11 protein-coding genes are annotated in these 6,347 nt (G+C 42.6%); 8 read left to right on the forward strand and 3 right to left on the reverse strand.

Annotated elements, in window-relative coordinates:
• Positions 1-74: 74 nt before the first annotated feature.
• Positions 75-338 (forward strand): hypothetical protein, encoded by a 264-nt coding sequence (locus RWJ43_RS05575; RefSeq protein WP_314008791.1) that lies wholly within the window; start codon positions 75-77, stop codon positions 336-338.
• Between the two features lie 11 nt (positions 339-349).
• Entirely contained in the window at positions 350-1,564 is a 1,215-nt protein-coding gene (locus tag RWJ43_RS05580) for a tyrosine-type recombinase/integrase (RefSeq protein WP_314008794.1), read from the forward strand.
• Between the two features lie 10 nt (positions 1,565-1,574).
• On the opposite strand, the gene RWJ43_RS05585 is transcribed toward RWJ43_RS05580, so the two are convergent.
• From RWJ43_RS05585 to RWJ43_RS05595, 3 genes are all read right to left on the reverse strand, one after another.
• A complete protein-coding gene (locus tag RWJ43_RS05585) occupies positions 1,575-2,117 on the reverse strand; it encodes a hypothetical protein (RefSeq protein WP_314008797.1) in 543 nt (180 codons plus the stop codon).
• A gap of 43 nt (positions 2,118-2,160) precedes the next feature.
• Positions 2,161-3,078, reverse strand: coding sequence for a hypothetical protein (locus tag RWJ43_RS05590; protein ID WP_314008800.1), 918 nt, complete (start codon positions 3,076-3,078; stop codon positions 2,161-2,163).
• A 107-nt stretch (positions 3,079-3,185) separates the two neighbouring features.
• Positions 3,186-3,476, reverse strand: coding sequence for a helix-turn-helix domain-containing protein (locus RWJ43_RS05595; RefSeq protein ID WP_314008802.1), 291 nt, complete (start codon positions 3,474-3,476; stop codon positions 3,186-3,188).
• 193 nt (positions 3,477-3,669) lie between these two features.
• On the opposite strand from RWJ43_RS05595, the gene RWJ43_RS05600 reads away from it, so the two are divergent.
• The 6 genes from RWJ43_RS05600 to RWJ43_RS05620 all read left to right on the forward strand — a co-directional run.
• Positions 3,670-3,882 (forward strand): helix-turn-helix domain-containing protein, encoded by a 213-nt coding sequence (locus RWJ43_RS05600; protein WP_314008804.1) that lies wholly within the window; start codon positions 3,670-3,672, stop codon positions 3,880-3,882.
• Between the two features lie 518 nt (positions 3,883-4,400).
• Complete coding sequence (locus RWJ43_RS05605; RefSeq protein WP_314008806.1) at positions 4,401-5,210, forward strand: BRO family protein; 810 nt, start codon at positions 4,401-4,403, stop codon at positions 5,208-5,210.
• A 5-nt stretch (positions 5,211-5,215) separates the two neighbouring features.
• Positions 5,216-5,401 carry a helix-turn-helix domain-containing protein gene (locus RWJ43_RS06705; protein ID WP_375712291.1) on the forward strand — a complete coding sequence of 62 codons (186 nt, stop codon included), beginning with the start codon at positions 5,216-5,218 and terminating at the stop codon, positions 5,399-5,401.
• 3 nt (positions 5,402-5,404) lie between these two features.
• Positions 5,405-5,599: a hypothetical protein gene (locus RWJ43_RS05610; RefSeq protein WP_314008809.1), complete on the forward strand. Its 195-nt coding sequence runs from the start codon at positions 5,405-5,407 to the stop codon at positions 5,597-5,599.
• Positions 5,589-6,086 (forward strand): hypothetical protein, encoded by a 498-nt coding sequence (locus tag RWJ43_RS05615; protein WP_314008812.1) that lies wholly within the window; start codon positions 5,589-5,591, stop codon positions 6,084-6,086. The genes RWJ43_RS05610 and RWJ43_RS05615 overlap by 11 nt, the downstream gene beginning before the upstream one ends.
• The coding region (locus RWJ43_RS05620; protein WP_314008814.1) for a CRISPR-associated endonuclease Cas2 at positions 6,079-6,347 on the forward strand (269 nt) is incomplete at its 3' end. The genes RWJ43_RS05615 and RWJ43_RS05620, both read left to right, overlap by 8 nt.

Raw genomic sequence — 6,347 nt, forward strand, 5'->3', positions numbered from 1 at the left:
CCTATCTAAATAGTTAAAACTTTTATTCGAACAGGTATTCTACTTTTACAGTAGCCATACAGTTTGGAGGCAAAATGGAGGCAGCCGATAAAAATTTTAACAAAAAAGGTAGACGGCAAGCCATCTACCTGGAGTTTTTGGTGCCTCCTGCGCGATTCGAACGCGCGACCTGCGGTTTAGAAGTTATGTTTTTTACCGCTCATTATGTTTCGTTACGCTCAATAAGTGCTGTTACAACCTGCAAAAACAAGTTTTTGTCCGGTGTGTATAGTAAAACAATCCATACAGTTTGGAGGCAGTTTGGAGGCAGCGCCTCCAACCAACTTGTTGCACGTTAAGGAGAAATGGCATGAATATCTCAGTCAGATTGCGTGGCAAGGTTTGGCAAGCAAGGGTGAGGTATCGTGGAGCAGATGGACTTATTCATGAGAAGCACCACTCTTTGAGTGCTCCATCGGATAAATCTGGTCGAGGAAAAAAGACCGCCATGCTCGAGGCTGAGAAATGGGTTAAGGATGCGGGGTTTGTTGAAGTTGTTGAACAGAGTCAAGCAACAAGGCTTGATTGTTCGGCGTACACATACTGTCTCAATTACTTTAAGAGCCTTGTGGCCACGCAGCAAATAGAACGCCGCACCTATACGTCTTACAAGAATAGTATTCGATACATAGATCTCTTCTTTGGTGAGAAACGCTTACAGGACCTTACTATTACAGACGTTGAGATGTATGTGTCCTGGCTTTATGACTCCAACTACTCAGCAAACACCATTAAGAAGGCGTTTAATGGCCTAAGACAATGTACACGCCATGCCGTGGCGATTAGAGATCTGCAATATGACCCCTGTGCGTCAATCAAGGCTCCTAGGGGCCAGCTTGCGACGCCAAATCCTTTGGACGAACCTTCCCGCAAGAAGCTTCAAGTTATGCTTGCTGCTCTAGAGCTTTCTCCCATGGTTATTGCAACGTATTTGGCGTACTTTACTGGTATGAGACGTGAGGAGTGCTGCGGGCTTCAGTGGAAGGATATAAAGCTCAAAGCTGAGGACGTCACAGCACACCTATGCCGCGCTATTTCGTATGATGGCGGTAAGACCTACATTAAAGGCTTAAAGAACGGTAAAACCAGAACGGTACCTGTCCCAGCACCACTCGTAGACATTCTTAAGCAATGGCGTTCTAAATACATCGAGGACTGTATGTTGATGGGAATTGCGTTTAATGAAGAAATGTATGTCCTTGGAGACTTCTCAGGAGAGTATCTCAGGCCAGAGCGAGTCACAGCTTGGTGGAAGAGACACTCGGAAGAATGGGGGCTTCTAGGCACGCAGGGGAGAAGACCAGTCTTTCACGATCTACGTCACACGTATGCAACGATTGCAGTCAGGACCATGGATATCAAGAGTGCTCAAGATATTCTTGGACATAGTGACATTAATATGACGATGCGTTATGCGGATACAGACATGCAGCAGATTCAAAGAGCTGGCAGGGTTATCGGAGAAGCCCTCAATGATGTGCATAAAGATGGTGCGGAAGTTCTGCAGCTACGTCGAGCGATATAAAAAGAGGGGCTTATTGCCCCTCTTTTTTACTCCAACGTTTTGAAATAACTTCGTAGGTTATTCCAATTCGTTTTATTGTCATGCAAGTTACAAGAACAAGATTTAATGAAAGGGCAATTGCTAAACCTGCGAATAGATCCCCTATCAATGTGTTGTATGTTGATACAAGTGGCTTTACAACTATAAATGCTGCCGAGGTGAACCCTGCAACGACAGCCCAAAGAGTACAATAAAAAATCTCATCAATTACTTTTAACTCTCTTCCTTCAGGTTTAATTTCTTTTTGTGCGATTAATTGCATCCTGAGCTGGTAAACCATTACAACGACGGCGAAAATTAACGAAGAGGTAATTGATACCCATGTTAGGAGTCCCTGAAGAGCTTCATCGAGAGAGCTATGTAGCTTATCTGCGTTGATGGTAATTACAACAGCGATGATAATTGGTGTAATAATCTGACAAAAAACGTCAAATTTAGATATCTTCTTTTCGTCACCTTGGTGGAGTGATGCAATATAGTTTTTGGCCACATAACATAAACTAATTTTGCTCATTTCTCCTCCTCATGTCGAACATTCGTTCTTTGTTGTAACTATTCTACAATATTGAGCGTCCTAATCTGTTTGAAATGTCTTCTACCTTTTCTGCGCATCTTTTAACAAATTCATCATCACTTAAAGGTCTATCACCATTGCAGTTCAATAGCTCAACGATTCTCATATCAAAATCATCATTCAATTTGAATTTCTTTGTTCGTCCAACGTTATTTTTTATTTGGACCTCAACAACAGTGTCCTCGTCGTCAAAAAGACTTTCTTCATATCCGACCAATGTTTTTCTTCTTGAGTCAATAGATCTAATCGCGTCGAGTATCTCCATTGGAAATGGTCTGTTCTTTTTATGTCCATACGTCAACATGACATAGTCGCTTTCTTTAATTAAGCTTTCAGATATGTCATTTTGTTTGATGTAATGTTTGATAGAAATTTGCTCGACAGATTTAAATGCGTCTTCTGCTTCTTTTTCTGTAACTGCTTCATATTTCATAGTTACGTGTGGAGCGGCTTGTCTTAGGTAGTTCGCAAATTCTCGTGGAACAATGGTATCTCCAGCAGATGATAAAGCATGTTCAACGCAAAGGATTGCATATGTATCACCTGTGTTTTCAACGGATAAATAAACGCGAGTTCCGACTAATGCCGCTTGTTCGGCGTTAATGTTTCCTACATTTTTATCAGTAGACGGCTCGTAGATAACACGATCTTCGCCAGCAAGGCCAGATTCAATTGATGCGAGAATATATTTTTCCGAAGCAATTTCAATCTTATGAAATTTAAAAACTTTAACGTTTTCATTTTCTAATTTTGGAGTGATTCTGGAATTGAGAAATTTTGAGAAGTGCGTAAGGATGTCTGACCCATCTAAATCGTATATGCTACAGACTTCATCAGGGTGCCTTCTCTTGTTGAACATAAATTTGTAAACAACAAGAGTTCTTTCAGCATAAACAGCCATTTCCCAAACCCTTTCACAATTCCTTCAAACTTTTATATATCAGACTCAGTTTTTGTCCGGTATTAACACTAAATTGGAACGTGCGTTCCTTGAGAACTGAACAATTACTAAGCACCATTACGCATAATATCAACTGCTTCTTGTATCTTTTTAGTTGCTGCGGTGTATGCTTCCTCTTTTGCTTTTATTGAATCATTGGTTTCCCATCCTGCGAGCTCATCAATAGAGCAGTCAAGTGCTTTACATACGCGTAGGGCGTCACCAAGCGTTATTTCCGTTGTGCCACGTTCCCAATTGCCAACTATTTTTTGTGTTGAACCAATTAGATCTGCTAGCTGACCTATTGTTAAACCCTTTGACTTTCTAATAGAGCGTAGCTGCAAATTGTAAGCGGACATTAGAATTACCTCCTTTAACTGGAGATATTACACTATTTTACAAAAAAATCCAAATATTGGAAAAAACTTCTTGACTATCCAAATTTTGTCCCTACACTATAAATTGTCCAAATTAAGGACATTATGAACTTTGAAAACCAGATAGTGGTAATTCCACATAGTTTCTATTTATCTTTTGTAAGAAAGGAGATATATGACGGTCATCAAACTTGCTGAAAATATTAGAGTTTGCCGCGCACGCAAACGTTTGACTCAAAAAGACCTTGCAGATCGTGCAGGCGTTGCTGTTGCGACCATTGGCAAACTAGAAAGAGGCATTCAGTCTGAAGAGGAAACTGAGCTTCGTACTGTCATTAAACTTGCCACGGCTTTAGATATTAGTCCTAACAAGTTAGTTGGTTGGTAGATTATGCCAATACCTCAAAATACTGGCTCAGCGTGGTCATACCACTGGGAGCCAAAAGTCGAGCATAAGCTCGAACCAGAAAAGGCCAAACCGCCCCACACAACAATATCGCGTATTAAGAAAGCATCACTCATAAAGAGTTGTTTTAACGATGTGTATTACGCCAGGGAAGACAATGGAAATCTTTGGTTTCTTGGTAGTTTTGAAACGGATCAAGAAGCAAATGAAGCCTTAAAAAGGTGGGCAAAATGTCATTAGAAAAAGTAGCTACTTTTTGTAGGAATCTTAAATCATCCATTAGAAAACATCCAATTCGCATGCTTTCATGCTTGGTTTCTGTTCTATCACTTATGTTTTCAGTTTACTGCATTTTTGCTTGCTCAAAGATGACAAGCGTCGTTGGTTTGTGTGTAGCAGTGTTTGCTCTTTGCTTTGCGGGACTTATTTATTAACAAGATAAAAGTGCCCTCCTCACGCGGCAACGTGGGAGAGCGTGTCCAAAACTTTAAGGAGTTGAAATGGACGATACAAGTATACAGGTTTTTAGCTCTCAACAGTTTGGTGAGCTAAGAGCCCTCAAAGGATCTGATGGTGAGCCTTGGTTTGTCGCTAAAGATGTTTGTGATGTTTTAGAGATCAGAACCGATACAATTCGCAGAATTTTAGACGATGATGAAGTTGACGAAACGAACCCCAATACTATTGGGGTTGCTGGCGGACGAAACCCGCTCATCGTTTCTGAAGCTGGTCTTTACAATCTCGTTTTGCGCAGTCGAAAGCCAGAAGCTCGGGAGTTTAAGCGCTGGGTCACGCATGAAATTCTTCCATCCATCCGACGCTCTGGTGGCTACATTGCTACAGACGGCTCTGAGAGCAACGAAGACCTTCTCGCTCGTGCGGTCCTAGTCGCAAACGAAGCTATCCAGCGTAAGGATGCACAGCTAAAAGAACAACAACGTCAGCTCTATGAGAAGGATACGACAATCATTGAGCAGGGTGTCAGAATTGACGAGCTCGCACCAAAAGCTGGCGTGTATGACACGGTTATCAATGTCAAGGGCACGATGACAATCACAGACGCTGCACGTTATCTAGCACAATACGACCCGCTCATGAATCGCAAACGTCTCTTTGCGCTTCTCCGTGCCGATGGAATGATTTGCCAGGGGAGCAACGCTCCAACCAAGCGAGGAATTGAGACAGGCAGATTTGTACAGATCATGAGCACTCGTCGAGACGGCAAATCAAATGAGCCTTATGCCAGGATGACGCAGAAAGGCTTTGACTGGTGCGTTAATGCTTACTGTACAGCTCCACTCATTGATTAGCTCTTATGGAGAGCTTGCGAAACACTGAGCTTATAACCGTTGAACAGGCTTCTCAATTATTAGGCATCCCGGTCTCCACGATGCGCAAGATGTGCGCTCGAGGGGAGGTGTATGCCAAGAAAGCCGGTAAACGATGGCTCATAAATAGACGGATTCTCTTAAGCCTATACGGCTTGCATTCTAAGGAATAACCCATGAACAAAAGAATAATTCTTGTGGCTTTGCTGCCCTTGTTGGTCTACTTCACAGCTGACTGCCTGGGCATTTTTGAGCCGCACAATGTGGCATATCTGATGGCTTTTAGATATGCCTTAATCGCATATGGACTTGTTGGAGCTTTAGCCGTATGGATCAAAGACAAAGAGAAAGAGGCTTGCAATGCTGACTAAAGAAGAACGTACAGCAATCGCTGATAGGTTGAGGGGCACTTTTTACATTACCAACTCAACACTCTTTAAGGCTCTTACAGGGGAAGAAGAACTAATCGAAAATGACCAGGTTAGAGAGCTTTGTGTGATAGCCAGGGTTATCTTTGAACTCTGCGACACGTCAAACATGCTTGAGTTGCCAGTGGACAAAGACGGCGAGGTTATCCGCATTGGTGACACGGTGTACGATAGCGACGGCGATGAGTATAAAGTCACAGGGTACAAAACACTCTTTGAGTATACAAATATTTTCTTGTCAAATGGTTCAGAACCAGTTTACGCAACGGTATTGGCGCATTACGTAACTCACAAACAGCCTGTAACGATTGGGGTACTTGTTGAGCGAATTAAAAATGTCATGAATGACGATAGTACGACCGTATGGGCTTACGATGAATTGGATGACATCGCTACCCAACTAGAGCATCTAGGTGATAACGATGAGTGACATTACACCTGAGGAGCGCCGTAAGGTTGCGGAGAAGCTGAGACAGTATGTGAATGGCTTTGATTTTGGTGACGCTAACCCCGTTTGGTACGTCATGAAGTCTGTTTTTGGAGATGTGCACAAGCGCGAATACAGCGAGCTGTTCACTCGTCTAGCCAACTTAATCGACCCAACATGCCATCAAGTAATAGAAGACGAGACGCAAGTTTGCAGCGAGTGCTCAGAAGACCTAGACGAGGGGTATGGATGGGACTTCTGCCC

The sequence above is a fragment of the Lancefieldella parvula genome (assembly GCF_963530955.1).
Classification (GTDB): domain Bacteria; phylum Actinomycetota; class Coriobacteriia; order Coriobacteriales; family Atopobiaceae; genus Lancefieldella; species Lancefieldella parvula_A.